The sequence below is a fragment of the Psychroserpens sp. BH13MA-6 genome (assembly GCF_052983595.1).
The window spans coordinates 1-894 of sequence record NZ_JBRJGE010000040.1 but is presented as its reverse complement, the minus strand read 5'-3'; the positions used below and the strand labels follow the sequence as shown (position 1 = coordinate 894).

1 protein-coding gene is annotated in these 894 nt (G+C 32.0%); it reads right to left on the bottom strand.

Features of this window, described 5'->3' with window-relative positions; all coding sequences use genetic code 11:
- Positions 1-191 precede the first annotated feature (191 nt).
- A partial coding sequence (locus ACU8DI_RS15365; RefSeq protein ID WP_447113676.1) for a hypothetical protein occupies positions 192-894 on the bottom strand: 703 nt, incomplete at its 5' end.

The window sequence follows — 894 nt, the reverse complement described above, 5'->3', positions numbered from 1 at the left end:
GTTGCGGAATTTCAGCCGATCGCTTTTGCGTTCGGATGAGCCGCTTGCGGCGAAAATTCCGCTGGAAAGAAAGGCGAGAGGCTGAGCCTGGACATTTCTTTCCGTTTGGTTAAATATAGTGAATTGTAGGAAATAATTTTCCACTTAGCCAACAGTAGCAATGAATTATACACGTTGTTAGCAAACGTATTTTAATAACTTAATTCAATTACAATTAATCTCCTTATGTAATAATCATCAAAATCCACTTTATGCGCCAACATTCTTTTAGCAATGAATTCAGATACTATAATTCCAAAATCATTTCTGTCTTTTACAAAAGAACTCCAAAAATCGGACTTATTAGAAATTGAATTCAGAGCTTTAAGATATTTTCCATTATAATTTGATTCCACAAAATTCATATATCTTTTTTGTATCGAATCTCTTGAAATTTCATTTTCATTAAATGGCATTTCCATTGAACCATTTTCAAATGTTCCGTCTGGATTGAGACATTTAGTTCTGCCTTTAACTAATAAAGCTTTATCGTTCCAAGGGTTTTTTTCAACCCAAGTTGAGTCAACTACACAATAGATTTCAAGTCTTAAAGTACTTTCATTAAACAGATTTCTTGATTTTTCTGAAAATTCAAGAAGATGCTCTGTTTTCCCTTCGCTAATTTCAGTCACAAATTTCTCATACGCACTCTTGGTATTTAAATTCGGATATTGTCTTTTTAGAAAATCATTTTCAAATTCAGACACAAGTAAGTTGAGAGTTTCGCTATTTTCTTTTCCTAAAATTTTGTCGAATTCAGTCGTCGAATTTTTATTTTCCGAACATCCAATGAATAGAAGTAAGATTATGAATATTTTGAAAACTTTCATTTGGTTGGTCATATGTTTGCTAACG